This is a genomic window from Petrotoga sp. 8T1HF07.NaAc.6.1 (assembly GCF_016772115.1).
Lineage (GTDB): Bacteria > Thermotogota > Thermotogae > Petrotogales > Petrotogaceae > Petrotoga > Petrotoga mobilis.
On sequence record NZ_AUPG01000008.1, the window covers coordinates 39704 to 66568 of the forward strand.

25 protein-coding genes are annotated in these 26865 nt (G+C 35.1%); 9 read left to right on the plus strand and 16 right to left on the minus strand.

Annotation, left to right across the window (positions count from 1 at the left end; all coding sequences use genetic code 11):
- Positions 1–192: 192 nt before the first annotated feature.
- The gene (locus NAAC61_RS06595; RefSeq protein WP_121514840.1) at positions 193–1206 is read right to left on the minus strand and encodes a permease; all 1014 of its coding nucleotides are present in this window, start codon (positions 1204–1206) and stop codon (positions 193–195) included.
- Between the two features lie 296 nt (positions 1207–1502).
- Here NAAC61_RS06595 and ackA point away from each other — a divergent pair, with 296 nt between their 5' ends.
- Positions 1503–2708 carry an acetate kinase gene (gene ackA / locus NAAC61_RS06600; protein ID WP_103065110.1) on the plus strand — a complete coding sequence of 402 codons (1206 nt, stop codon included), beginning with the start codon at positions 1503–1505 and terminating at the stop codon, positions 2706–2708.
- 74 nt (positions 2709–2782) lie between these two features.
- Here the strand turns inward: ackA and NAAC61_RS06605 are convergent, their stop codons facing one another.
- Positions 2783–4075, minus strand: coding sequence for an O-acetylhomoserine aminocarboxypropyltransferase/cysteine synthase family protein (locus NAAC61_RS06605; protein WP_202695553.1), 1293 nt, complete (start codon positions 4073–4075; stop codon positions 2783–2785).
- Between the two features lie 352 nt (positions 4076–4427).
- Here NAAC61_RS06605 and lspA point away from each other — a divergent pair, with 352 nt between their 5' ends.
- Genes lspA through NAAC61_RS06630 form a run of 5 tightly spaced genes read left to right on the plus strand, consistent with a single transcriptional unit; the run spans position 4428 to position 10368 of the window.
- Positions 4428–4877, plus strand: a complete 450-nt coding sequence (gene lspA, locus NAAC61_RS06610; protein ID WP_202695554.1) for a signal peptidase II — start codon at positions 4428–4430, stop codon at positions 4875–4877.
- The gene (locus NAAC61_RS06615) at positions 4858–5817 is read left to right on the plus strand and encodes an RluA family pseudouridine synthase (protein WP_202695555.1); all 960 of its coding nucleotides are present in this window, start codon (positions 4858–4860) and stop codon (positions 5815–5817) included. Before lspA ends, NAAC61_RS06615 begins: the two co-directional genes overlap by 20 nt.
- A gap of 14 nt (positions 5818–5831) precedes the next feature.
- Positions 5832–8240, plus strand: a complete 2409-nt coding sequence (gene dnaE, locus NAAC61_RS06620) for a DNA polymerase III subunit alpha (protein ID WP_202695556.1) — start codon at positions 5832–5834, stop codon at positions 8238–8240.
- Between the two features lie 24 nt (positions 8241–8264).
- Positions 8265–9320 (plus strand): glycosyltransferase family 4 protein, encoded by a 1056-nt coding sequence (locus NAAC61_RS06625; protein WP_103898415.1) that lies wholly within the window; start codon positions 8265–8267, stop codon positions 9318–9320.
- Complete coding sequence (locus NAAC61_RS06630; RefSeq protein WP_202695557.1) at positions 9313–10368, plus strand: lysylphosphatidylglycerol synthase transmembrane domain-containing protein; 1056 nt, start codon at positions 9313–9315, stop codon at positions 10366–10368. The genes NAAC61_RS06625 and NAAC61_RS06630 overlap by 8 nt, the downstream gene beginning before the upstream one ends.
- Here NAAC61_RS06630 and glpX read toward each other — a convergent pair whose 3' ends face one another.
- The gene (gene glpX, locus NAAC61_RS06635) at positions 10369–11397 is read right to left on the minus strand and encodes a class II fructose-bisphosphatase (protein WP_202695558.1); all 1029 of its coding nucleotides are present in this window, start codon (positions 11395–11397) and stop codon (positions 10369–10371) included.
- A 274-nt stretch (positions 11398–11671) separates the two neighbouring features.
- Between glpX and NAAC61_RS06640 the strand changes: the two genes are divergently transcribed.
- From NAAC61_RS06640 to NAAC61_RS06650, 3 genes are read left to right on the plus strand one after another with little or no spacing between them, the layout of a single operon-like run.
- A complete protein-coding gene (locus NAAC61_RS06640) occupies positions 11672–13090 on the plus strand; it encodes an aminopeptidase (protein WP_121514847.1) in 1419 nt (472 codons plus the stop codon).
- Positions 13087–13650 (plus strand): hypothetical protein, encoded by a 564-nt coding sequence (locus NAAC61_RS06645; RefSeq protein ID WP_012208569.1) that lies wholly within the window; start codon positions 13087–13089, stop codon positions 13648–13650. Before NAAC61_RS06640 ends, NAAC61_RS06645 begins: the two co-directional genes overlap by 4 nt.
- 3 nt (positions 13651–13653) lie before the next feature.
- Entirely contained in the window at positions 13654–14358 is a 705-nt protein-coding gene (locus NAAC61_RS06650; RefSeq protein WP_202695559.1) for a hypothetical protein, read from the plus strand.
- Positions 14359–14370: 12 nt separating this feature from the next.
- Here the strand turns inward: NAAC61_RS06650 and atpC are convergent, their stop codons facing one another.
- The 13 genes from atpC to NAAC61_RS06715 all read right to left on the minus strand — a co-directional run bounded on the left by atpC (position 14371) and on the right by NAAC61_RS06715 (position 26600).
- Positions 14371–14769 carry an ATP synthase F1 subunit epsilon gene (gene atpC, locus NAAC61_RS06655; protein ID WP_103065121.1) on the minus strand — a complete coding sequence of 133 codons (399 nt, stop codon included), beginning with the start codon at positions 14767–14769 and terminating at the stop codon, positions 14371–14373.
- Between the two features lie 25 nt (positions 14770–14794).
- The gene (gene atpD, locus NAAC61_RS06660; protein WP_121958952.1) at positions 14795–16198 is read right to left on the minus strand and encodes a F0F1 ATP synthase subunit beta; all 1404 of its coding nucleotides are present in this window, start codon (positions 16196–16198) and stop codon (positions 14795–14797) included.
- 11 nt (positions 16199–16209) lie between these two features.
- Complete coding sequence (atpG, locus tag NAAC61_RS06665; protein ID WP_012208573.1) at positions 16210–17037, minus strand: ATP synthase F1 subunit gamma; 828 nt, start codon at positions 17035–17037, stop codon at positions 16210–16212.
- Between the two features lie 15 nt (positions 17038–17052).
- Positions 17053–18567 (minus strand): F0F1 ATP synthase subunit alpha, encoded by a 1515-nt coding sequence (gene atpA, locus NAAC61_RS06670; protein WP_202695560.1) that lies wholly within the window; start codon positions 18565–18567, stop codon positions 17053–17055.
- Positions 18564–19130 (minus strand): ATP synthase F1 subunit delta, encoded by a 567-nt coding sequence (gene atpH / locus NAAC61_RS06675; RefSeq protein ID WP_202695561.1) that lies wholly within the window; start codon positions 19128–19130, stop codon positions 18564–18566. The genes atpA and atpH overlap by 4 nt, the downstream gene beginning before the upstream one ends.
- Entirely contained in the window at positions 19130–19621 is a 492-nt protein-coding gene (gene atpF / locus NAAC61_RS06680; RefSeq protein WP_103066407.1) for a F0F1 ATP synthase subunit B, read from the minus strand. Before atpF ends, atpH begins: the two co-directional genes overlap by 1 nt.
- A gap of 49 nt (positions 19622–19670) precedes the next feature.
- On the minus strand, positions 19671–19961 hold the full coding sequence (locus NAAC61_RS06685; RefSeq protein WP_199171171.1) for a F0F1 ATP synthase subunit C: 291 nt from the start codon (positions 19959–19961) through the stop codon (positions 19671–19673).
- 48 nt (positions 19962–20009) lie between these two features.
- The gene (gene atpB, locus NAAC61_RS06690) at positions 20010–20828 is read right to left on the minus strand and encodes a F0F1 ATP synthase subunit A (protein ID WP_103065127.1); all 819 of its coding nucleotides are present in this window, start codon (positions 20826–20828) and stop codon (positions 20010–20012) included.
- 30 nt (positions 20829–20858) lie between these two features.
- Positions 20859–21197, minus strand: coding sequence for a hypothetical protein (locus NAAC61_RS06695; protein WP_202695562.1), 339 nt, complete (start codon positions 21195–21197; stop codon positions 20859–20861).
- Positions 21133–21411, minus strand: a complete 279-nt coding sequence (locus NAAC61_RS06700; protein ID WP_202695563.1) for an AtpZ/AtpI family protein — start codon at positions 21409–21411, stop codon at positions 21133–21135. The genes NAAC61_RS06695 and NAAC61_RS06700 overlap by 65 nt, the downstream gene beginning before the upstream one ends.
- A 373-nt stretch (positions 21412–21784) precedes the next feature.
- Positions 21785–22345, minus strand: coding sequence for a protease complex subunit PrcB family protein (locus NAAC61_RS06705; RefSeq protein WP_202695564.1), 561 nt, complete (start codon positions 22343–22345; stop codon positions 21785–21787).
- 64 nt (positions 22346–22409) lie between these two features.
- A complete protein-coding gene (locus tag NAAC61_RS06710; RefSeq protein WP_202695565.1) occupies positions 22410–24770 on the minus strand; it encodes a S8 family peptidase in 2361 nt (786 codons plus the stop codon).
- An 18-nt stretch (positions 24771–24788) separates the two neighbouring features.
- Positions 24789–26600, minus strand: coding sequence for a hypothetical protein (locus tag NAAC61_RS06715; RefSeq protein ID WP_202695566.1), 1812 nt, complete (start codon positions 26598–26600; stop codon positions 24789–24791).
- Between the last annotated feature and the right edge of the window lie 265 nt (positions 26601–26865).

Sequence of the window (26865 nt, forward strand, 5' to 3'; positions counted from 1 at the left end):
TACACCCCTTTTTATTCAGTTTTTGTTGTTCAATTGATGGCAACTATTTGGAATCTATTCCGACGTATAACTAGATTATAGACACAATTGAGCCTTGTGCGGTACAACAACTTCTGATGTAAATGCCATACTCCATACAGATCGTACAAACAATAGCTGGACACTAAGTCTTTTACTGATATTTTCTTACTACTATATGATGAAGCCTTGAATAGCGTTAAAAAAGTAACCTACAAAAATAATACCCATGGTACAGATTGCGATAAATAGTGCCAATAGCTCCGGTTTGACAGCTTTGCGTAACATAACCATAGATGGTATAGACAGAGTTGTGACCGCCATCATAAACGAAAGAACGGTGCCTAGGTCAGCTCCTTTAGATAATAGAGCTTCTGCAATTGGGATTACACCAAAGATATCGGCATACATTGGTATGCCGACAAGTGTGGCTAAAACAACTCCAAACGGATTTTTACTACCGAGAACGGAGTTAATCCATTCTCCGGGAATCCAGTTGTGAATAATGGCGCCAATGCCCACACCAATCAAGATATATGGAAACACCTTTTTAAAGGTGGACAGCATTTGGTCCCTAGAGTAGACCAGTCTATCCTTTCTTGTCAGGTCGGGTGCTTCTATATCTACATTTCCAGCTATCATAATAAAGCTTTCAACGTACTTCCCCATTCGTAATTTTTCTATAACCGTACCACCTATTACTGCGATAATCAATCCGAGTATTACATACACGACTGCAACTTTTGCTCCAAAAATACTCATAAGTAGAAACAGCGACCCTAGGTCGACCATAGGGGAAGAGATAAGGAACGAGAAAGTTACTCCAACTGGAAGGCCTGCAGATGTAAAACCAATAAACAAAGGAATGGATGAACAAGAACAAAAAGGCGTTACCGTGCCTAGTAAAGCCGCGACAGAGTTAGCACCGAGACCTTGAAATCGGCCTAATATTTTCTTGCTGCGTTCTGGTGGAAAAAAGCTCTGAATGTAACTGATAAAGAAAATCAGTAAACACAGCAGTATGATTATCTTAATGACATCATAGACGAAAAACTCGATGCTACCACCTATGCGGGTAGATGTATCCACTCCTAGACTTGAAAGGATCTTTCCAATCAAGGTATCAAGCCATTTCATGCCAAGAAGCTGATATTGAGTAAAATCCCAAATCTCTTTTAATATTTGCATTCTAGGAAAACCTCACATATGATAATAACATATCAAAAATATTTGATATGATATTATTATATGAATAAAATCAAAATTTGTCAATATGTTGTGATTATAATCTTCAACTAGGCACTCATAACTCAGCTGTTGCCCAATGTCCCGAAAGAGACTTTTTTTACATCTGGGATTATAAGTCACTGCTTTCAAAAGAGATTATTGCTACTTATTATTCTTGAATACTTTTTATTTGAAATTTCTTCTATATTGTTGTATAATTTAACGGTTAAAAAATCGTTTGCGTGAGGAGGAAAAACATGAAAGTTTTAGTAATCAACTCAGGTAGTTCTTCGATTAAATATCAACTTCTTGAAATGGATACAGAAAAAGTTTTAGCCAAAGGATTGGTCGAAAGAATAGGTATAGAAGGGTCCAGAATTATCCACAGAAAAAACGAAGAAAAATATGTTATAGAGAAGGTTATAAAAAATCATGAAGAAGGTTTAAAAGAAGTTTTAGATCTCTTGACTTCTGAAGATTACAAGGTTATTTCATCTCTAAAGGAAATAGATGCAGTTGGACATAGAGTGGTGCACGGGGGTGAAAGATTTTCTTCTTCTGTTATTATTGACAAAGAGTCTTTGGATGCAATTGAAATGATGTCTTTTTTGGCGCCGTTGCACAATCCTGCAAACGTCATGGGAATAAAAGCAGCGATGGACCTTTTACCCAATGTGCCACAAGTTGGGGTATTTGATACTTCTTTCCACCAAACTATGCCAAATACTTCTTTCTTGTATGCAATTCCTTATGAGTACTACGAAAAATACAAGATTCGACGTTATGGGTTCCATGGTACGAGTCATAAATATGTTTCAAGAAGGGCAGCCGAAATATTGGGAAAAGATATAAAAACACTTAAAATCATAACCTCACACATTGGAAATGGGGCATCCATTGCCGCTGTAAAAAATGGTGAATCTTTCGACACTTCAATGGGATTCACTCCTTTAGAGGGTTTAGTTATGGGAACAAGAAGTGGGGATATAGATCCTGCCATTGTTTCATTTCTGGCTCAAGAAGAGGGATTAACAGCAAAAGAAGTTATAGGAATATTGAATAATAAAAGTGGAGTCTATGGAATAACGAAAGGTTTCTCAAGTGATATGAGGGATATTGAAGATAAAGCATTAGAAGGAGATAAAGTTTGTCGTCTTGCACTTGACATTTATGAGTACAGGATAGCCAAATATATTGGAGCTTACGCTGCAGCGATGAACGGTGTAGATGTTATAGTGTTTACCGCCGGTGTAGGAGAGAATTCTCCGGTAACAAGGGAAGAAATATGTGAAAAGTATTTAACTTACCTTGGTGTAAAGATAGATAAAGAGAAAAACAATTTTAAAGGCTTAGAAAGGGTCATAAGTACTCCCGATTCTAAGGTAACCGTGTTGGTAGTTCCAACAAACGAAGAACTTATGATAGCAAGAGAAACAAAAGAATTGGTTTCAACCAAAAATTAAATTCTAAAATTTTGTATAAAGATACTAAAACTGTAGAGCAACTAATAAGTTAGCCCTACAGTTTTGTTTTAAGGTTAATAATTCTTAGTTGCTTTAGTTAGAGCTGAATCTATATCCTCAATCAAATCATTAATATCTTCTATTCCAACGGATAGTCTAATCATATCAGGACTTACCCCAGAAGCCAACTGTTCTTCTTCACTCAATTGCCCGTGAGTGGTACTAGCAGGATGAACGGCGAGTGATCGAACATCGCCAACATTTGCAACATGGGAAAATATTCTTAAACTTTCGATAAATCTTTTCCCAGCTTCTACTCCACCTTTTACTCCGAAGGAAAGCATCCCTCCATAACCATGTTTTAGATATTTAACCGCATTTTTATGAGCCTTATGATTTTTCAGTCCTGGATAATTTACCCAGCTCACTCTCGAATCTTCGGATAGGAATTCTGCAATTTTCATTGCGTTTGAGGAATGCCTTTCCATTCTTAAACTCAATGTTTCAATGCCCTGCAATATCAAAAAAGAATTGAAAGGACTTATCGAAGCCCCTAGATCTCTTAACCATTGGGAGCGGGCTTTTGAGATATAGGCAGCATTTCCAAATTTTTTATAAAAGCTTATCCCATGAAAAGCAGGATCTTCTTCAGTTAACATATTAAATTTACCGTTGTTCCAGTCGAAATTTCCACTATCAACAATAATTCCACCAATTGAATTACCGTGCCCGTTCAAATATTTGGTTAAAGAGTGAACAACGATATCAGCGCCAAATTCAAAAGGTCTGCACAAGTACGGTGTCGCAAAGGTGTTATCTACGATCAAAGGTATACCATTCTCATGAGCTATCTTAGAAATCTGCTCAAAATCAGGTACAGAAAGTTCGGGATTACCAATGGTTTCCACATAAACCGCCTTTGTCCGATTATTTATCTTATTTTTCAAGCTATCCACATCGTCAATGTCAAAGAAGTGGGTTTTTATGCCAAATCTACTCAAAGAATTCTTAAATAATGTGAATGTTCCACCATACAAAGAGCTTGCTGTAAGTATTTCATCCCCTTCTTCCATAATGTTTAAGACTGCTATCGCTTCTGCAGCTTGCCCCGATGAAGTGGCTAAAGCGCCCACACCACCTTCCAAAGCAGCAACCCTTTTCTCCAACACATCGGTCGTCGGGTTCATTATACGTGTATATATGTTCCCAGTTTCTTCCATGTTGAAAAGCCTAAGGGCATGAGCTGAATCTTCAAAGGTATAAGATGAAGTCTGGTAAATTGGTACTACGTTAGCCCCGGTGGTTGGATCTTTTTCAAAACCCGCATGAACCATTAAAGTATCGAAGTTGTGAATTCTTTCTTCCATATCTTTCCTCCTCATTTGTTTAAAATTACAGCCTTTAGGAACTCTAAAACCTGTGTTAGCGCCCCTTCGCCCCGCTCCCCACCCAGAAGGATGAAAAACTTTCAGCACCTTTGCCCTGCTACCCGCCCTCTAAGGATGAAGGAGTTTCAGCACTTTGGCCCCGCAGCCCGCGCATGTGGAAAAGACTTTTGTGCTCTTTACCCCGTAGCCCACCTATAAGAATGAAAGTGATTGAGTACCTTCGTCTAACAGTCCGGTTGATAAGATTTTTAACGGTAAAGTGACAATTTTTACCTCTAAAGTGTTATAATCAATATCAGCTATAATAAAGTGAAAAGGAAGGATTGAACAAATGAATTGGGTTATACCTATTATTATCTTTTTTGACCAATTAACTAAAAAACTTTCAGAAACGTTTCTTCTGGGAAAAAAAATTAAAATTGGATTTTTCCAATTGACTTACGTTGAAAACACAGGCATAGCTTTTGGACTTTTTAAAGATATGGCTTTGTTTCATGGAATCTTCTCTACACTAATAGTAATTTTTCTTTTTATCTTAAAAGAAAAATATAAAGAAAAATATAAGTTTTTTACTACGTCTTTTGACTTGGGTATCGCTTTTATTATAGGAGGAGCTTTAGGTAATATCTTTGATAGAATCAGGTTAGGATACGTTGTAGATATGATATATTGGCCAAACTTTTCTATATTCAACGTAGCTGATATATTCGTGACGTTTGGTGGTGTGATTTTATTATACCATTTTTTTAAAAGGAGCAAATATGGAAAAAAGAATGTATAAAGTTGAAAGGGAAGATGAACAAAAAAGGCTTGATATATACATTGTCGAAAAAATTCCCATTGAAATTTCTAGAAATCTCGTTCAAAACGCAATAACCAAAGGACAAATTACCGTCAATGGAACTCAAAAGAAACCTCATTACAAAGTTAAACAAGGCGACGAAATTCAAATAGATTTTTATGAAATGGTAAAAGAAACCAAAGAAGAGAAAATTTTACCAGAAAATATACCATTAAATATACTATATGAAGATGAAGAGTTAATCGTTATCAACAAACCTGCTGGATTGATAGTACATCCAACACCAAATATCAAAACCGGTACTTTGGTGAACGCCCTGCTGCACCATGTAAAGGATCTTGACAAAACTATGCAGGATCCAAACAGATTAGGTATTGTTCATAGGTTGGACAAAGAAACCTCCGGTGTGTTGGTCGTAGCAAAAAATGTTTATTCTCATAACTTACTTTCAAAAGAATTTAAAGAAAGAAAGACAATGAAATACTATTTAGCCCTAATAGAAGGAACGCTGAAAGAAAAGGAAGGAAAAATAATTTTACCTTTGGGGAGGCATCCTGTTTTACGGCATAAAAGGGCTGTTGTGTACAACGGAAGAGAAGCGATAACCGAATACAAAGTTTTAAAAGAATTTGGAGATCTTGCCACATTGGTTTGGATACGGTTGAAAACAGGAAGGACACATCAAATCAGAGTGCATTTCAAATACATCGGTAATCCTGTAATTGGAGATTCTTTGTATGGAAAAAATAAAGTCGAAAAAGATCTTCAAATATCAGTAGATAGACAGATGCTTCATGCTTTGAAATTAGGCTTTTATCATCCAAAAAGTAACGAATGGATGGAATTTTTGGCCCCCTTACCCGAAGATTTTAAAAGTCTTTTGATCACTTTAACAAACCTAAAAAGGCAAAATTCTTGATGGAGGCTCTGCCATTGAAGATCTTAGGACCTGTGGTAACTTCAAAAAGCATTGGCAAATCATATCTTCAGCTAAGGGACCTTTTCTCCATAGCAAAAAGATATGAGTACAATTCCATAGTTCTATCAGAACCGCACCCAAGATCATGGGTGAGTTTTATCGTTTATGCCCAAAAGTATAGAATTAAGCCAATAATCCTGTATGAAACGGCAAATGGCAAGTACTTATTGCAAACAAACAACGATATTAGATCAGCTATAATGCACTACAACGGATTAGGAAACAACTTAAGATTAAAAAAAATCGATTTGGATCTTCCCTATGTGAAGTATCCAACTGACTTTTTAAAAGATATTTTTAAAGATGAAGAATCTCTTTGCATCAAAGATAGTTTAAAATATCAAAATGAACTATCTATTTTCTCAAATATAGAAACTTATTACAATATAGGAAACTATAGATTTGATGAATACAAAGTTACCGACTATAATCTAACAGATACTATTTCACAAAAAGACCTAACTTTCGAAGAAAAAAGACGGCTATCTTACGAGCTGAACATAATAAAAAAGTTAAAAGTAGAAAATTATATTTTAACGGTTAAAAAAATCGTTGACACCGCTAAAAAAAATGGCATCTCGGTCGGACCTGGAAGAGGCTCAGCAGTAGGTTCCTTTTTAGTTTATAAATTAGGAATAACTAAGGTGAATCCTATTGAATACGGTCTCCTCTTCGAAAGATTTCTAAACGAATACAGGCATGAATTACCCGATATAGACCTGGATATCGACGCGGAGAAAAGGGTTGATCTAATAAAGGCATTGCAAAAAGAATTTGGAGAAAACAAGATCTCTCAAATCAGGACCTACTCAACCATGAAAATTAAATCTGCTTTAAAAAAGGCAGAAGAATTACTTGGATACAATTTAGAAGCCAAAATAAACACCCCAATAAGAAGCAAAGAGAACATCGATAAATTCAAATCTTTATCACAAAAAGAGAAAACCTTTTTTTATGCCGCTTATTATCTTGAAGGAATAGAAGTTGCAGAGTCAGTACATGCAGCGGGTTTAATAATTTCCCAAAATGACCTTAGAACCTTTTCTCCTGTGGAAAAAAAGGAAGTACCTATAATAGAATGGGAAATGTCTGATTTAAAATATTTAGGAGTGGAAAAGTTCGACATTTTAGCTTTGGACACGTTGACCTTCTTAAAAAGATTACAGATAAAAGAAAAGTACCGGGAGCTTAACGATTCAAAAACTTTCCATTACCTATCTAAAGGTTTGACAAAAGGCATCTTCCAATTGGACTCAAAATTAGGGCAAAAATTAGCCCAAAGAATAAAACCTAAAAATTTTGAAGAGCTTGTTTTACTTTTAGCCATCAACAGGCCCGGACCCCTTGAATCTGGGATGATAGATCAATACGTTAATGATGACTCCCCAGAATATTTGAAAAAAATCTTCCCCGAGACAAAGGGAGTTTTAGTTTACCAAGAACAGATAATGAAAATCGCTCAAATCTTAGGAGAATTTTCTCCACAAGAATCAGATTTATTGAGAAAAGCAGTATCTAAAAAAGAGAAAGACAAAATTACAACCTTCAAAAACAAATTTGTTACCAACGCCTCAAAAAAGATAGACGAAAAAGAAGCAACTTTATTGTTTTCTCAGATAGAAAACTTTGCTCAGTATGCCTTTAATAAATCTCATGCGGTTGCATACGCTCACATTACTTACTGGCTTTCAGAAAAAAAATTTAAAGATCCTTCACATTTCTTCTTAGAATATGTTAAAATAAAAGGCATCGATGTTGATATAATAAATGAAGCATCAGTTTTAGGTGTGAAAATAAAGTTACCCGACATTAGATATCCATTTGGTTTAGCAAGTGAAACAGATCTAATACTACCTTTGTATATAATTAAAGGAATAGGTAAAAATGTTTCTCAGATATTTGAAGAAGCGAAACTCTTAAGCTTAGAAAATTTTTTTAATTTCATAATAAACAAAAATATCAACAGAAATATTGTGGAATTAATAATCAAATCAGGCGCATTAGATTATTTTAACAACAACCGTAAAAATCTACTAAGAGAAACCACTCAGCGAGTGAAGGGAAAAGTTCAGCAATTAGAAGATATAAAAAGTACGTTATTTGGAGAGAGAGAACAAAAATCAACTAAAAAGGTTGAAACAACCTTACAAGATTTAGCCCAGTACGAAATAGAAAGTATAGGATTTCCATTGAGTTTAATGTCTCAAAAAGGGTTATCTAACACGTTGATAGATAAATATCTTTATAGAAAAAAGGTATACCTTGATAGTTATGTCTTCAGAGATTTTATAGTCGATAACTCTGCTATGATCTATTCAAAAGTTTATAACAAAAACCTAAAAAGACTTATTAAATTCATTTAAATTCCAATTTTGAGAAGGGAAAATATGAAAATCGATATTCTATCAATAGCTGAGAAATACCCTGGTCAGGGGGTGTATTCTGCCACATCGGATCACAAATACATCTTAAAAAAATACAGTGATTACACTATATATGAGAACAAAATTTTAGGAAATTACGATGTTTTACATATTCATACTCTCAATATAAAAAGCTTCTTTTCGTTGTTAAAGAATAAGAAAAATTCTTTTTGTGTCATTTCCGCTCATATAGTTCCTAATTCGTTGAAAGGGAGTATAAAATTCAACAAGCTATGGTTACCTTTTTTCAATAGGTATTTAAAATATTTCTATAACTCTTCTGATTGCATTTTAGCAGTCAGTGAAGAGACCAAAAATGAATTGATTAAGGATCTCAAGATAAATCCTAATAAAATTGTGATCTTTAGAAACTTTGTTATAAAAGAATTGTTTCTCACAAAACCCGAGGAAAAAGACACTCAAAAATCTTATTTAAGAAAAAAATATGGGTATAATGACGATGATTTCATAATTTTGGGTGCCGGACAGATTCAACCTAGAAAAGGTATAACAGATTTCGTGGAAACCGCTAAAAGATTAAAGAACATGAAGTTCATTTGGGCTGGGGGAATGCCCTTTAAACAGTTCACCGAAGGTTACGAAGAAATGAACAAGTTGATAAAAAAAGCTCCTAATAATGTCAATTTCGCCGGGACTATAAATAGAGAAAAAATGATCGATTATTATTCTTTATCCGATATTTTCTTTTCCCCTTCCTTTCATGAAACCTTTGGTTTAGTCGTAATTGAAGCAGCTGGAAGTGGTTTACCTTTAGTACTGAGAGATTTACCAGTTTACAAACAAATATTTTCTCCATACTATTTATCTGGTAATTTAGTGGAAGATTTTGTTGAGACAATCAAAAAGCTTAATATTAACAAAGAGTTATACGCTGAATACGAGAAAAAGTCTTACATCTTATTTGAAAATTATAGCGATGAAAAAGCCTTTATAAAATTAAAAAATATCTATGAAGAAGGTATAAAGCAAAAAATCCATACAGGAGGAAAAAATGTCTGAGGATAAAGGCAAAGACAATGAAAGCGCACTTAGTAGAAAAAAAATAATCATTAATCTAATCGTTGTTTTAATTATTGGTTTAGTCATCAACATTGTGATCTCTTTTTTTGCTGATTTCCAAGAAACCTTCGCCACCCTTAAAACAATCAATCTACTCTTTATTGTGAAGGTTTTTGTAGTTTTTTCTATGGCTTATTTGATCGATTTAATAAGATTGTACATAGTCACGTTAAGTTTTCACAAAAAAATAAAGTTTAAAGATGCCCTATATAATACCATTTCATACTATTTTATGTCAAATATTACCCCGATGGCTAGTGGTGGGCAACCATATCAAATATACCATCTTACAAAATTAGGAATAGAATCCACTTTAGCTACAAATATAGTGTTGTCAAGGCTTGTAGAAAATCTACTGTTCTCTTCTGCCGTTATCTTAATTTTCATAAGAAGAGTAATGAATATTTTAAGCAGAATAGGAACTGGGAAATATATACTTATTATTGGTATTATAGCCGCTTTAGGGTTCTCTGCTTTGTTAATTTTACTATTTTTAAACCCAAAATTGATATATAAGTTGTTTAATTTTTTACTGAAGATATTCCCATTAAAAAACAAATCGAAATTCGAACAAAGATTACAAAAATTAGAAAATTGGTTGGAAGAGCTAAAGTTAAGTATCAAAACGCTATGGATCGAAAAGGCACATATAGTTACAATAGACTTTATACTTGGAGGTTTCATCGTTTTTTTTCATTCTTTAGGTTTGCACATTACACTAGCATCAATTACGTCAGGAAGTTACAGCATTCTTGAAGTATTCATACTTTTTATAATAATGAACTTTGTCGTCTATTACATACCTACCCCAGGGTCCTCAGGTGGGGTAGAAGCATTGTATGGTATCGTTCTTGCCAGTTTCATGCCTGGAAGATTCGTTTCTACTACTGTACTGTTGTGGAGATTTGCAACTTATTATTTACAAATAGCCTTTGAAGGGGTAATCTTACTTATGACAAGGACAAAAGAAAAAGGAGTCTCAACATAATTAATTAATATACTCATTCCTCAAATCGATTAATCTTTTATCCTCTTCCAAAGATTTCAACCTTATAGTTTTATTTTTTAAATTATGCATAGACTCTATTTTTCTTACGGTTGCACTCTTACTTCTCATCGTAAGTGTATGAGTGTAAGCAAAACCTTTTACAAATTTCACGCCTTTTAAAAGATCTCCATCGGTTATACCCGTAGCAGAAAATATTACATCTTCCCCACCAACTATTTCATCGGTATAAAAGATCTTTTCAAGGTCCCAACCTTCTTCCTTGATCGATTGCTCTTCAATTCTATCCCTTGCCCACAATTTCATTTGAATTTCTCCACCAAGCGTTTTTAAAGCAGCAGCCGAGAGTATCCCTTCAAGAGTTCCTCCAACACCAACATAGATATCCACCCCACTATCGGGAACGGCGGTGGCTATGGCAGCTGTAATATCTCCATCACTTATTAATTTTATTCTTGAACCAGCTTCTTTAATCTCTTCTATAATCTCTTCATGCCTTTGCCTATTCAAAATAACAAAAGTTAGTTCCGTAGGTGCAATTCCCAAAACCTCACTTGCAATTTTTATATTCTCTTTCATAGGTTTTCTCAAATCCAATTTACCTTTTAATTCACGACCTACAGCAAGCTTATAAGAATAAAAAGTCGGCAGTAATTTAATGCTTCCCGACACCGTGGCGGCAACCGCACTTATGGCATTTGGCAAGCCGAAAGCAGCCAATTTCACTCCGTCTATAGCATCAACAGCTAAATCCATTTCGAAAGTTTCATCTTGCCAACTACCAACTTTTTCACCGACGTACAGCATATTTGAATTTTCTTTATCGTATTTACTCATTACTATATTCCCTTTAAAGTCTATGTAATCAAACATACCTCTCATAGCATCGATAGAACTATGCTTAATCATTTCCAGATTACCACAACCCAAGTATAAACTACTCATCAAAGCCGATGCTTCTGTAACCCTTACAAAATCCATAGTCAACTCTGGATAAATTTTCTTTTCCATAAAAACGCCCCCTTATAAAATTTTTTTAATTGTCTTTAAAATGTCTAACTCTGTGTTAGCGTTTCTATTATAATATTTTTATACTTTTTAAACAAATAATAAAATTGAAGAAAATTTAAGTTTAAACATCGTAATCAATTCTATTTCGAAATATTTCTTCCTAATCATTTATAAACGGATTATTTGAGTATTCATAAATCAGAACTGCATGAAAAATTATTTAACTGTGCTTATTTTCAAAAAAATATGGTAAAATTTTATTGGAGGTGATCTAATGGACCTAACAGAGTTAGAAAAAAGTTTAACTTTTCAAAAGAAAAGTGTATGGAGCAAAAGAAGCAAAGAAGATATCGATAGGTATACTTCACAGTACAAGGATTTTATCAACTTTTCTAAAACTGAAAGAAAGGCAGCTACATACTCAGTGGAGCTCCTTGAAAAAAACGGTTTCAAACCTCTTTCTCATTACGTGAACTCTGGAAAGATAGAGAAAGGTGATAAAGTTTACTTTGTAAACAGAGACAAAGCGGTATTTGCGTTCAAGTACAACAATCCTTTGAAGGATGGTATCAACATAGTAGGTGCACACATAGATTCACCAAGGTTTGATTTGAAACCCGAGCCAATAGTGGAAGATGAGAATATTGCAATGGCAAAGACTCATTATTATGGTGGAGTGAAGAAGTATCACTGGTTCAACATACCTCTTGAATTACATGGCGTAGTAATAAAAAGCGATGGAAGTAAAATAGAGGTTTCCATAGGACAAGACGAAAACGATCCCGTATTTGTAATATCAGATTTACTGCCACATCTCGATAGAGATTTGGCTAATAAAAAGGTTTCGGAAGCATTTGAAGCCGAGAAAATGAATGTATTAGTTGGTACTACTGCTATTTCCTACGATGAAACCGATAAGATTAAAAATCCAGTTAAGTTAAATATCTTGAAGATTTTGAACGATAAATATGGAATCGTAGAAGAAGACTTAGTTAGTGCTGAATTGGAAATCGTTCCTGCACTTCCTGCTAGAGATGTAGGATTGGATAAAAGCCTTTTAGCTTCCTACGGACACGACGATAGGGTCTGTGCCTACACAGGATTGACCGCTTTAATCGATGCTCAAACATCTGTAAAAAACCCGGCAGTTTTACTAGTCGATAAAGAAGAAATAGGTAGCGATGGAAATACAGGAGCAAAAAATCATTTCTGGATCTACGTTTTGAAGAAAATTGCTGCTTTAGCAAAAGAAGAAGAACTAATTCAAAACATAGAAGAAATTCTCACCAATTCTACTTTGCTTTCAGCCGATGTGTCAGCTGCTGTTGATCCAAATTACAAAGAAGCTCACGATTTATCCAACGCTCCACAACTTGGTTACGGTATAACTCTTATGAAATACACAGGTTCAGGTGGCAAAGGCAGAACAAACGATGCAAATGCTGAATTAGTAGGAAAAGTTAGAAATCTTTTCAATCAAGAAGGCATATCTTGGCAAATGGGAGAATTGGGAAAAGTAGATAGAGGCGGAGGAGGAACCATAGCCCTTTTCTTTTCTGAAAAAGGTTTAGACGTTTTGGATGCCGGCGTGCCGCTTTTGGGGATGCACTCTCCGTATGAAGTGGCATCAAAAGCGGATATATACGAAACTTATTTGGCATATAAAACTTTTTACGAAAAGTTTGGAAAATGAGAATTTTTGTAGGAAACTCAGCAAATGCAATGGAATTTTTTGATTTTGATTTAATATTATCCACCTCAGGTTGGTCTTTAAACGACCAATCTGAGGTTATTGCTATCAATAACAAAGAGTATGTAGAATGTTATATAAACAGGAACAAAACATACTTAAACAAGGATAATAGGTTCATCACAGAAAAAGATGTTTTATTATCTTTTGGGTTTACCAACGATGCTCTAAATTTTGAATTTTATTTCTTGAATCTTTTGTATCAAGTGGATTTAATCGTTCTATCTTTGAACTTCTCTGAAAATTTAGAAAGAAAAGTACTCCTGCATATTCAGTCTAATTTGAGAATTGTAAAAATACCGGCGATAATTATCAACACGTCGAAAAACGAATCTACGGTGTCCTACATCGTTCCCAATTACAAAAACGAATTCGTGATCAAAAACGCTATTTATTTCACACTTGATTTTAAAAAGAGTAAAAATTATATGTACTCTTTTGGAAAGTATTTATCGGATTTGAAAGAAACAATTCACACCTATGATGTCAAGGTGTTGAGGTAAAAAATGAGATCACAACATCTGTTCTTAAAGTTACGTTATAATTTTCTTAAAAAAGAATTATTTGAGTCTTTAAAAATGATTGAAGAACCCAAAAGTTATAATAAGAACAGCTTAGGTATATACGTAATAAAAAAATTGAAACCAAAAAGCATAATAAAACAGCTTGCTGAAGGTATTAACCAAGGTTTTTATATCTTTTTTTTCTCCTCTAACAAAAACATCCACTACCGCAAATTACACTTGATTTCTGAAATTGTCAATATTTATGGAATTCATTTGATTCTATTTCTAAAAAACGATATTCTCAAACTTTTCAACAATCAAGTTATCTTCATAAACCAGGAAAGAAGTTTAACTCATAGATTATTCTCAATAAACTCTTATAAAATCTCTTTTATCCTTCCAGAAGAAATGATAAATCCCGCTGTTATAACAACTTTGAAGATTCAAGAAGTTGACTTAGTATTCAGCAAAAGTCCTGTGGCTGGCAACAATCAAGACTTAGCTAATAATTTGCTTGCATATGTTCTAACAGATCAAAAAATATTTTCCCCTTCTATTCTAGAGGAAGATAGAACCTCATTGAAAGAAAGGGAAAAAATTTGGCTCAACTTAAGTTATTTAAAGGCTATCAAAGATAATTATTTAGAAAAAAATTACAACGATTTGCAGAGGATAAAAACAAAAATAGACCTAATTCAAAGATAATTAAAAAGCCATTTACTTTCTCTTTGAAATATTGACCCTCAGAAGATTCTTCTCAATTCTTGTTTGTAATTTTATTTTTTTAAATTGATCTTCCGTTGCCTTAATCTGTTCTTGGGCACTTTCCATAGCTTTCCTTGCGGCTTCAACATCTATATCTTCCGATCTTTCAGCAGCGGTGGTAACAATGGTCATTTCCTCCCCCGTCATCTCCAAAATACCACCATGGATGGCGAAACTCTCAACTGAGTTATCTGCTTTTTTTATTGATACAGGGGCGATTCTCAAAGAAGTCACTATTGGCAACCTTTGAGTTAAGGTTCCCATAGACCCCTCTTTTGTTTTAAATTCTACATACTGAACGTCTTCTTCATACTTTACCCCTTCTGGGGTAACAACTTTGAATTTAAATATTTATACCACCTGCCTTACAAACACTTCATTCATTCATTTTTTTCGCTTTCTCTACGGCTTCTTCTATCGTACCCACCATGTAAAAGGCGCTTTCAGGTAAATCATCATGCTTCCCTTCAAGTATTTCTTTAAAGCCTTTGATAGTATCTTCTACATTAACATACTTACCCGAATAATTTGTAAACCTTTCTGCAACAAAGAAAGGCTGAGTTAAGAATCTTTGAATTCTTCTGGCTCTATTCACTATCTGTCTATCTTCTTCTGATAATTCTTCTATACCCAAAATCGCTATTATATCTTGTAAATCTTCATACCTTTGCAAAACTTCTTTGACTTCTCTTGCAACCGAGTAATGATCTTGGCCAACTACATTGGGATCCAACATCTTTGATGTGGAATCTAATGGATCAACTGCGGGATAAAGTCCCAATTCTGACTGTCTCCTTGAAAGGTTTATATTTGCGTCCAAATGGGCAAAAGTAGTGGCAGGTGCGGGATCCGTGAAATCGTCCGCAGGAACATAAATAGCCTGAACAGAGGTAATAGATCCATCTTTTGTGGATGTTATTCTCTCTTGCAACTGTCCCATATCCGATGCCAATGTTGGCTGGTATCCTACAGCAGAGGGCATTCTTCCTAATAAAGCCGACACCTCTGATCCTGCTTGTACAAACCTAAATATATTATCTATGAAAAGTAAGACGTCTTTTTTTTGCCTATCTCTAAAGTATTCTGAGATAGTTAACGCGGTTAGAGGAACTCTGAACCTCGCCCCAGGGGGTTCATTCATCTGACCAAACACCAACGCCGTGCTATCAATAACCCCTGTCTCTTGCATTTCCAGCCAAAGGTCGTTACCTTCCCTGGTTCTTTCACCTACACCTGCAAATACAGAGATCCCTTGGTGTTCTTTAGCTATATTTCTTATAAGTTCCATAACAAGAACGGTCTTACCTACTCCAGCTCCACCGAAGAATCCTATTTTCCCGCCTCTGGGGAATGGAGCCAAAAGATCTATACATTTAATACCCGTCTCTAAAATCTCAATCGATGTATCTTGTTCATTTAACGATGGAGGGTCCCTGTGGATTGGCCAGTATTCTTCCCCTTCAACCTCTCCTTTTTCATCGATAGGTTTCCCCAAAAGGTTGACCATCCTTCCCAACGTGGTATCTCCAACGGGAACTTTTATTGGCTCTAGCGTGTTGATAACCTCTTGACCTCTTCTTATACCATCGGTAGAATCCATCGCAACACATCTAGCTGTATCGTCTCCGATTAATTGCTCAACTTCAAGTATTAATTCTTCACCTGAGTACTCGTTTTTTACTTTTAGAGCATCGTAAACGTTAGGTAGCTGGCCTTCGGGAAATTTCACATCGACGACAGGTCCAATAACAGATATTATTTTACCCTTTTGATCTTGCATCGAATTACCTCCTATTGCATATTCGCCCCATTAACAATCTCTATCAATTCTTGGGTAATAGAGGCTTGTCTTTGCTTGTTGTATTCAAGGTTCAACTCTTCTATTAAATCATGCGCGTTATCTGTGGCGTTTTTCATTGCGTTCTGGCGAGCATGAAGTTCACTCAACTTGGTTTCAAATAAAAATAGATACATTTTAGAGAGAAGATACTGATATGCAGCATCTTCAAACACTTTCTCTTCCTCGGGTTCGTATTCGTATCTGGCATCTATTTCAAATTTATCTTTTGTTATTGGAAGTAGATCATAAGTTTTCGGTAACTGTATCAAGGCATTTTTTAACTCTCCATGCACAACCTTCACCTTGCTAATGCCTTTATTTTCCATAATTTGAAAAATAATGTCCAGCAAATACTCCGCATGATCAACCTTTGGAATGTCGAATAAATTTATCTCTTTTTCCAAGACTGTTTCACTCTTTAAACCTGAATAGCCCTTTGCACCCAATGCAAAGTATCCTTTAAAATCTTCCAGCTTAGATTTCACCCTTAAAGCTTCTTTAACTAGATCAGATGGAAAAGAGCCAGCTAAACCCATGTCTGGGGTGATCACAAAGATTAAAGAACCTTCACTATTTTGAGTGTATAAGCTTTCTTCAACAAAGGGAACTTTTTTTAGAATTCTTTCTGCGTAATTAGAATAATCTTTTACGTCTTTCCATCGCTTCTGTATTTTGTTGAGCCTAGCTGTAGCAACCATCTGCATGGCTCTTGTTATTTGCATAGTAGATTCTGTAGAGGCGATCCTTCTTTTAATGGCTCTTAAATTACCACGACTCATTTAAAATCACCCCAATCATCTAAACACATTCAAAAATTTTGAGATTGCTTCATTCAGCTCTTTCTTTATCTCATCTGCTATGTCTTTGCTCTCTCTTATCTTATTTAAGGTATCCCTATAATTTTCTTTAAGATAAGCTAAAAATTGTCTTTCAAAATCACTTATTCTATCTGTAGGGATCTGATCCAAATAACCTTCATTGGCAGCGTAAATAACGGCAACTTGTTCTTCCATCTCCATTGGTGAATACTGTGGTTGCTTCATCAATTCAGTGAGCTTTTCTCCTTTTGTTAGCTGTTTCTTTGTTGCCTCATCAAGATCAGCAGCAAACTGAGTGAAGGATTCTAACTCTCTGTACTGTGCTAAGTCTAATTTTAAAGATCCAGCTACCCTTTTCATCGCCTTCGTCTGGGCATCTCCACCGACCCTTGAAACAGATAAACCTATGTTAACAGCAGGTCTTATCCCTGCGTTAAACAACCCTGTTTCTAAATAGATCTGGCCATCCGTTATTGAAATAACGTTGGTAGGAATATATGCAGAAATATCGTTCGCCTGTGTCTCGATTATTGGTAAAGCTGTCAAAGATCCATTTCCATAGTTTTCGTTCAACCTAGACGCCCTTTCCAACAATCTAGAATGCAAATAAAAAATATCACCAGGATACGCTTCCCTTCCAGGTGGTCTTCTAAGTAACAGCGATATTTCTCTGTAAGCAGCGGCATGTTTGGTTAAATCGTCGTATATTACCAACGCATCCTTACCGTTAAACATAAAATATTCTCCAATTGCAGCACCAGCGTAAGGGGCTATATACTGTAAAGAGGCAGGATCTGAAGCATCTGCCGCAACCACTACAGTATAATCCATTGCACCATACTTTTCTAAATTATCGATCGTTCTTGCCAAAGACGAGGACTTTTGTCCAATCGAAACATAAATACAAAAAACATCTTTACCTTTCTGATTTATAATTGTATCTATAGCTATAGCGGTTTTACCAGTTTGTCTATCTCCGATTATAAGTTCTCTTTGACCTCTTCCTATAGGAATCAAAGAATCCAACACTTTTAAACCGGTTTGAAGAGGGGTATCAACAGGTTTCCTAGTTACAACACCCATAGCCTTTCTTTCGATAGGATAAAAATCCTTGGTATTTATTTCACCCTTCCCATCCAAAGGCATACCTAAAGGATTAACCACTCTACCTAACATCTTTTCTCCGACAGGTACTTCTATTATTCTGTTGGTTCTAACTAATTTGTCTCCTTCCTTTATTCCTTTGTAATCCCCCAAGGTTATTATACCAACGTTATCTTCTTCTAAATTCATAGCTATACCGTAGACCTTTTCACCTTCAGATGTTTCTATTTCAACCAATTCGTTGGTCATGATATCCTTTAAACCGTAAGCCCTAACGATACCATCGCTTACCTGCATTACCCATCCTATTTCTTTTATCTCTCCACTTTCATAACTTTTTATACGTTCTTCTATTACTTTTGTCAACTCATCTGGATTAACTCTCAAATATTTTCACCTCCACCAACTGGGGCATAGGCGGATTGAATGTTCTGTAAAAATCCCTTTACGGAGAAATCAAAAAACTTATCCCCGATGTATAACTGTAATCCACCTATAAGATCTTCATTGAATTCTGTTACTAACTTAATTTCTCTTCCTGTTTTATTATGAATTGCCTGCTTAATTTGATTTATCACTTTATTAGTCGTCCTACTCGGAAGTATAAGCCGCACTTCTACAACTTTTTCTCTCTCTAAACTCTCTTGATACAAAATAAGAGACATAAAAGGGATCAAATTTTGACGCCTTTTATCAACTAAAGCTTCCAAAAATTGAATAAAAATCGTATCTTCAAATTCTGATACCTCTTTCATCCTTGTAACTATATGTTTTGTAGGAACCAACGGACTATAAACCAAATCTCTAAGAGTTTCACTACTATCGAGAGCTTTTTTTAACCTTTGAAACGCTTCTACGTACTCATCTAATCTAGAAATTTCACCCTTCTTTTCCAAAGTATTCAAAAGGGCTTGGGCATACTTTGAAGCCAAAAAATAAGAAGCTTTCATCACAATTCTCCTTTGTCTTTTAAACTGTTTATAGCCCTTCTTATCAACTCTTCGTTCTTCTTTTTATCGATCTGTTCCTTTAATATCATAGAAGAAATAGCAACAGCTAGAGAAACGATTCTCGATTGTAATTCTCTTGCTGCACTTTCTTTAATATCCTCAGCCTCTTTTTCTGCTTTGGCTAAAATAATTTTCCTTTGCTCTTCAGCCTCTTGTTGAGCAGACTTTACTATGGATTTGGCTTGTTCATCAGCATTCGCCAAAATTTCGCGTCTTTTATCGTCCGCTTCAGCCAACTGCTTATCCAACTCTTCTTTCTTTGATTGGGCTTCTAACCTCAATTTTTCCGCTTCGTTTAAATTCTTTTCTACTTCTTTTTTTCTTTTATCTGTGATATCAAAATACGGCTTGTACAACAACCTGTACATAAGAAACATAAAAGCCAGAAAACCTACTAGATTTACTATTGATGTTAAGTTAAAAGATATCATACTCTCACCTCTTTGGGGGGAAACTAAAAATTCTCAGCAAAATAAACACTTAAGGAAGAACAAACAACAAAATCAAAGCAACAACCAAAGAATAAAGACCGGTTGACTCTGTAACCGCCATTGCCAATAACATCCTCGTTGTTAAATTCCCACTCATCTCCGGCTGCCTTGCCATAGCGTCCATTGCGTGCGCACCAACGTTACCTTCTCCAACACCAGGACCTATAGCTCCTATTCCCATTGCAACGCCTGCTCCCAATAACTTTCCTAAATAATATAAACCCCATCCAATGGAACCACCTTCAGAAACTAAATTTTGAAGCATAGTAGATAAATCCATCTTTTTCTCCTCCTTAAACTAGTTTTTTCAGATTTAATAAATTTTGTTTTATTCTAATAAAGAACCAATATACGCAATAGTTAACAAAGCAAAAACAAAGGCCTGAATGAGCCCAATAAACCAACCAAAAAAACCCCATAAGAAAACTGGCAAAAGAAAATATTTCAGCATATAACTAATAATCAAAACCAATATCCCTCCACCCATGACGTTACCAAATAACCTTAATGAATGGGAAATTGGTTTAGCTAATTCACTTATTATGTTAATAGGGAACAACAACGGGTTTGGCTCAAAGAAAGATTTAAGCCATCTCAGCACACCTTTGGACCTTGCAGCAAAAAAATGACTGACCACTAAAACCATCAAGGCATATGTAAGATTCACATTTAAATCGGAGGTAGGTGTGTACCAGGTATCCGTGAATAATTGCAGATTTAACCCATTCTCAACAGGAACAACGTTTATTCCAGGTATTCCTCCAAGTACGTTTGAAACAGCTATATACAGAAAAAAGCTCATAGCTATAACGAAAGTTTGTTTCCTATACTTAGGATTGGGAACAGAATCTTCCACCATTTCCCAAAAATAATCAAAAAAGGTTTCTACAGCAGCCTGTAAGCCTCCGGGGATTCGCTCAAAATGTATGCTCCTTGCAACTAAAACCAACAGAAACATAATCCCAAATGACATAATTAGAGTCATGGGGTTCAATTGACCAAAGAACCCTCCATCACCAAAATAAACTATCCATCTATCCCCAACACCTTCTAAACTCATGTCAAAAACGAAAAAATTAATTAATCCCAAAACTATATAAGCACCAAAAAGAAAGATGGTAAATTTCTTCAATCTATCGTTCGTCAAAAGAACACCTCCTCCAACTACTTACCAAACTTATTTATATGATAAAAATGGAACAATCTTCAGATTAATCAAACCTACAAAAGCTAACAAAAGGGCATATGCTGAATTAATAGCAGCGATTCCCAATATCACACCATACAAAAGATACCTCATAAAAAAACCTGGTAAGATCTTCTTTGGTTTTGAACCAACCGTCATTTTTTTTATTTCTTCGGCAAGTGAATAAAAACCTATAACTGCTCCAATTCCTCCCCATAAAACCCAAAGAGCTTCGAAAGAAAAGAACAAAGAAAGAACAAAGGTCTCAACCAGAATTATCGCTATTGTTTTCATCTCTATCTCTTTCAGCTTTTTTTTCAGCTCTTTCATACTTCTCTACCTCTTTCAAAAGCTCCCTTATTCCAGAATATAATCCGGAAATTATTCCTAAAAACATCAACAAAACCATCCATATCTGCTGGTCGGTAAAACTGTATAATATATATCCTATCAAAAGACCAACAAATATATTTGACAGAACTATTACAGCAAAATAAATGATCATGTTCAAATGACTAAGTGAACGTAGATCGTGTTTTTTCAAGATAATACCTCCAAAAAACAACCATAAACAATTATACTATTTATTTGCCAAAATTTCAATTATTTTAAAATATTGGGGGCGGGGAGTGGGGAGCGGGGGAAGGGCGCTATAACGACTTTTATAAAGACAATAAAAAATTATTGAGAGGAGACGACCAACTAGTGCGTCTCCCAATTTTTGAAAGTATAAACTGTCGATGTTACTTTAAGGGGCTTCGCCCCTTAAGATCCCAAAAATCAAAGTTTATTGCATAGATCTGCAAAATGCATCATTTGCTTCGCAAATGAGAATTTGGAAGTTAATTCTAAGGCTTTATAAAAAACATTTTGCACAGATCAGCAAAAAGATTTTTTGCAAGAGTCAGCAAAAAACATTAATTAGAAAATGTAAAACTCTTTCTCAGCAACAATGGTTCACCATTTTTCTGTTCAATGGTCACAATCACTTCCCATTCTCCAACATCCAAAACTTCGTTAATTTCCACCCCTATTGAAGGATAAGTAAACGCTTGTGTGACCATTTCCCCTTTAGCTGGCACCTTTAAAAACAAATCTATAAAGATTTGAAAGTTCTCTCTGTTTATACTGATATCATTCAAAGAAAGATTGTACCCTCCAGTTTTTCTTTCGCCTGCACTAATACAAACAACGAACGGAACTCCAGTTACATTGTTAACTACAATATCATCTTTTTTGATTATAACATCAGGTATCTGACTCTTGTAATAACAATCTACAACCTTATAATTCTCCATACTTTCTCCTTTGTCAAAGGTGAATTCACCAAAAGTTCCTTCTTCTATTTTTGGTTTTTCAAGTTCATTTTCAACAATTGATTCATTGGTAACAGAAGGGAATTGATGAAGAAAAATATAGGTTCCTCCAATAATTAAACTAGATATCAAAATAATTAAAAGAATCTGATTAGTAGACAATCAACTCACCCCTTTTTTTGTTAAAAAGCCCATCATTTCTGATGGGCTTACTTTTGTATGTTGATTAAAACGTAGTAAACCAAGCATCTATTCCTTCTATTCCATCTATTATATTACCATCGTACAAGGAATGGACTATTTCTATTGCATTACCGTTAATATTTATGGTGCCAGTTATTGCATAGTCCATGTAATCTTCCGGCATTGGAACTATTTCAACGTTATCTATGTATGCAGTATCATCTCCCTCTGATACAGCTCCATCCTTCACATATGCGAAGGTTATTTCGTGTACTCCATCGGAAATTGGTAAAGAAACTGTATACCAACCTGTTTCTCCTGAATCAGAATATTTTAAATCACCATCAATATAGAGATAGAAGAAATCCCATCCCTCTTCACTTGAAACTTTAAGATCAAAATTCAAATTGTATCCATAAGTCGCATCAGGTAAGTCAAATGTTCCAGTTAGAGAACTATATTGGTCGTCTTTTAAAAGAGGACCTCCCAAAACAACTACTCCACCTTCGACATAAGGCAGTATATCTCCATCAAGGATCCAATCGTTAGGAATTCCTGCATCAAAATTTTCCTCGTAGAATGGCTCTGGGAACGTAAGTTCAGTGGTTACCTCACCGACTATATAAAATTGAAGAAAATTTGGTTTGCTAATTGTTAATTCATCTTTCAGTGGATACCTCACATACTTATCAGAGTTTACATCTAAAATTGTTATGGAGAAATCGCCCTCTCCAGATGGCTCTTTGAAAGTAGCTGAAAATTTACTTTTCAAATTTTCTATAACTACTTGTTCTCCATCTTGTACTTCATAATTATGATATTCACTAAATAATTGTTCTTCCATCCTGTAGTTAGGAGAATAAGGATCTAAATAATCTGGACCTCCTATATAAATGTCATATACATCAGGATCTATTTGATAGAATCCTGCTTCCCCATTGTAAACACTTCGACCATAATAACTAGGACCATCTTCTCTTTTTAAACTGACATAAACGTTGGGGATATTATATAAATAGTTACTAGCTGTAAAATAAATTACAAAATTTGCCCCTTTTTCTTCAGGCAAAGGCTGTTTTAGAGCCTTTTCGGCATCTATTCTACCATAACCATCATTCGCAGAAAAATCTTTGACGCCATCGACATCTACTGCACTGTTTTCAATCATTTTTCTTATTTGATAAGGTGAGGCATCGGGGTATTTTTCCAAAAGCAAGGCCGCCAACCCTGAAACAAAAGGAGAGGCCATAGATGTTCCTTGATAGTATTCCCAACCGCCAGGAACTGTGGAAAGTATTTTTTCCCCTGGGGCCACTACAGAAACAGAATCTCCTCTTGAAGAAAAACTGGAAATCTTATCATTCACATCTGTTGAACCCACTCCAATAACTCCAGGGATCGTGTTTGGAAAACCCCAATTCTCATCGATATGGGTATTTCCTGTTGAAACAACCACTACTACATCTTTTTTCAAGGCATAGTCGAAAGCGTCTTTTAAAATATTGGAAAAGCCAGGACCTCCCCAACTATTTTGAAGTATTTTGGCACCATTATCTACAGCCCATTTTACGCCATCTGCTACATATATATCCCCTATAAAACCCGGCTGAAAGATAGGTATAGGCATTATCAAAGCATCAGGAGCTAAACCAGCAACTCCATAACGGTCGTTCCTATTTGCAGCAACAATACCGGCGACGTGAGTTCCATGTGGATCGTAGGCAACCGATTTCCCTGCAGGGATAATATTCCCAGTAACAGGATTATAACCATCTACAAAAGAATTTAGAAAATCAGGATGAGAGGAATCCACTCCACTATCGATTATTGCAACAACCACATCTTTACCAGTTGATTCTTGCCATGCCTCTAAGGCTCCAACTTTTTGTAATCCCCATTGTTCTTCCCAATAGGGATTTGGGGGGTCCGCCAAGCCTGCTAGGGCATCTGTAGGATTGTATTTTGAATTCAATTTTTCACCGGATCTTTCATAATCAGGTAATTCTCTTTTTAAACTAGGTTCAATATATCTTATTCCATCAAAATTACGGTAATCTTTTAATTTTAAAAGAGCATTTTCAACCGTTGTATCTATTTTAATTAAAGCAGCTTTTTTGTTACCTTCGAATTCAACGACTTTTACTTCATCGGCTTTTAAATAATCTTTTAATTTTTCAAAGGATTCATCATCGGAATAGCCAACAATAAGCTCATTCTCATAGTAATCGTTTAAATTTATCTTATTAATAGCATCTCTTAAGATTGCTTCAGCACCTAATTGACTGTTGTTATTATTATTTGATAATGTATTAGATGAATCATTATTTAAATCTAACGTAGTACAGCCAGTAAAGATTAACAAAACAATTCCTAAAACCATTACAAACAAGTAAACCTTTTTCATAAATTACATACCTCCTTTCTAATGTCCAGTAGTAAAGTCTGCGTGAAGATCCGGTTCCATTCCATATGGATACGGATCTAACCCCCAACTATAATCTCTAAGTCTAAAATCAGCTGCTATCGATAACGCCCAACTGTCTTCATCTAAAACATCTGCATAGGCAACATTAACTCCCCAACCATAAGTTTTATTGGGTTGAAGTACTTCGTATTCATAAGGTACTACTGTCAGTCCGTATTCGTTAAAATGATACCAACTGTATCCCCAATTTTCTTCAGTATTGTAACCTGTGAATGGTGCAACTATTTGATTTGCTGAAGTAGTGGAAAATGTAAAGCCATTTAATTCCGAATCTAGATCTGAAAAAGGAGCTATTAAGTCGTTGTCAGCTTGAGTTCTATCGTAAATAAAGATGTTGTAATTATAGGTAACAGTGCCTTCAGACGAAGTTAATGTATTATCAGGTCTCCATTTGAATGTCGGAGCTCTTGAGACACCCGTACTTCCATCTAAAGGTTCTTCCAAAACAACATTGAATTTATCTAATGGCACAACCGATCCTAAGTCTACCATATCGGTTTCTTTGTCTCCATAAACCGATGTAACTCCATACCAAGTTTCCTTACCAGCTTCAAGTTCTGCAGAACCATCTACAAATAGAGGTGATAAATAATTCATAGGGTAACCATAATATAAATATAAATAACTCCAATAAGCATTTGCCATAACAAAGTCGCTACTTATATAACCAATCTTTTTGTAGTTTTCTCCATCAAAAGATCTATAAACGTTATAACCATCTGGTCTTAACTGACCTTCTTCGACAAGCCCAAATATACCAGATGAGTCATAATCAAACCAATAAAGTTGCACGAATAAATTCGCATCTTTCGGAGCAGAATAAGGTTCCCTAATTTCTTCTAATTCTTTAGAAATATTTTGTTTTAAATCAATTTTCTGATCAAAAGATAAGCCTCTTCCCTCTAAATTCGGTGTTGGAACTCCACCATAAAATTCAACACCTCTTCTTCTTGTAAAAGAGAATATATTGGGGAATCCTGCTTCACTCATAGGAATTGCCTCGTACATTTGATCAACTTCTATGTCTTTTTCAGACTTTAATACGTTAACATAAAAAACATATTGCAACCTATTGCCATTTTCGTCGTATAAAACAAGATAAAGCTTATTGAGACCATTATCTGCTGCGTTTATATCAACGTTGAATGTTGCTTCATCTCCATAAGCGATAGCCCTTTCAGGTGTCATCATCCCTGCCCTGGGAATTCTATTAAACAACGGAGAATATACGAACTGTGACTCCCATTTTGTCTTGTTAATTTTTACTGAAACTACAAAATCTCCTTTTATAATTTCTTCCTCAATATTGATCGGTGTTCCTTCAGGAGTCATAAATTCTATCTGAACTTCTGGAAACTCCTGGATAGAAGGATCTGAATTAAGTTCAGCGGTTTTTAAAACTATTTCTTCTTCGACCTTTTCACCATCTTCTAATTTTAAATCAACTAATTTACTGGCTCCGTGTCCTTCTTTTGTCACCAAGACATCTACAAATTCCGTTTCATGATACAACGGTACTTTGAGAAGAGTTGAATCACTTTCACTAGAGCTCTTAGAAGTCAACAGAACTTTGCCATCTGGGTCAACTACTTTGATATCTGCATCTTCTACCCTCGAACCTGAACTGTAACCAACCACTCTCAAATCCAAAGTAGCTTCATACGGAGCTTTTTCTTCAACTCTTGGTACACAACCAGCAATCAAAAATAGAACCAAAACCAACGAAACCATCCAAAAATACTTTTTCATACCATAATTCACCCCCATTCAACATTTTAAGGTCTTTCTTTGAAAAAAGGAAATCAAAAAACTTCTACAATAAACGTCTTTGTTAACTTGTCTTTTTTCAACCACCCCCCCTCGGCTTTATCAAAGTCACGTTATATTAACACCAATATTATTCTACCACAAAAAATTTACTTTTTTCAAGTATTTTTACATTTTTATTATTTTTTTATTCCAATTTTTAATGAAGTTAGAATTACTTATTTTACTTGTTCGTATCCTTTTTCCT